Genomic DNA, 948 nt, shown 5'->3' on the forward strand with positions numbered 1-948 from the left:
AGAGGGCATCTGATCAACATTCACACTGGTGTGAGCGGGATGTCCGTTTCAATTCGCCAGGTTGGTGCGGATTCTCCGGTCAGCTCGCGGGACATTTTGTTAGCCATCGCCCAGTGGATCATCGCCCGGGATCGCTGCGGCAGGGCTTCGTAGTCCCGCGCCAAGCGGCGATGTTGCATCAGCCAGCCGAAGGTCCGCTCGATCACCCACCGCTTCGGCAGTGGCTCGAACCCCTTCACCCGCGGTCGCTGAACGACCTCTACGTCGATGCCCAGGGCGGCGCCATGGTTGAAGATGCTGCTCTGGTAGCCACCATCGGCCCAGACCTTGGACACGCTGGGATGCGCCACGACCAGGTCGTCCAGCAGCAGCTTGCCGCCGGCCGTGTCGTGCACGGACGCGGCAGTGACGAGCACGGCGAGGACAAGGCCGAGGGTGTCGGTGATCAGGTGCCGCTTGCGTCCTTTGATCTTCTTGCCGGCGTCGATGCCCTGACTGGTCTCGGGCACGTTTGCCGAGGTCTTCACGCTCTGGGCGTCCACCACGGCCGCGGTCGGCTCGGTCCTGCGACCGTGGGCTCGGCGAGCCTTGTCGCGTAACAGGTCATGGACCTGCTGCGTGGTGCCGTCGGCTTCCCACTTGGCGTAGTAGTCGTAGACGGTCTTGTAGGGCGGGAAGTCGTGTGGCAGGTACTCCCACGGAATGCCGGTGCGGTTAACGTAGAGGATCGCGTTGACGATCTCCCGCAGGTCGTGCACCCGGGCCGCCGTACCCGGACCGGTTCGTCCGGCTCGCCAGGCGGTGAAAACCGGCTCGATCAGAGCCCAGCGGGCATCGGACACATCACTGCGATATGGACGGCGAGCACTCACATACCGTGCAACGATCGCCAACGCCGCCAGTCACAAAAACATCCCAGAACACCAACTATCTAGATCAGATGCCCTC

The 948-nt window shown here is 63.7% G+C and carries 1 protein-coding gene; it reads right to left on the reverse strand.

Going from position 1 to position 948, the window contains the following annotated elements:
• Nucleotides 1-20: 20 nt before the first annotated feature.
• On the reverse strand, nt 21-872 hold the full coding sequence (locus C3492_RS43840; protein WP_103818114.1) for an IS5 family transposase: 852 nt from the start codon (nt 870-872) through the stop codon (nt 21-23).
• Nucleotides 873-948 lie beyond the last annotated feature (76 nt).

Origin of the sequence: Streptomyces sp. Ru62 (genome assembly GCF_002920615.1) — a bacterium.
Taxonomy (GTDB): domain Bacteria; phylum Actinomycetota; class Actinomycetes; order Streptomycetales; family Streptomycetaceae; genus Streptomyces.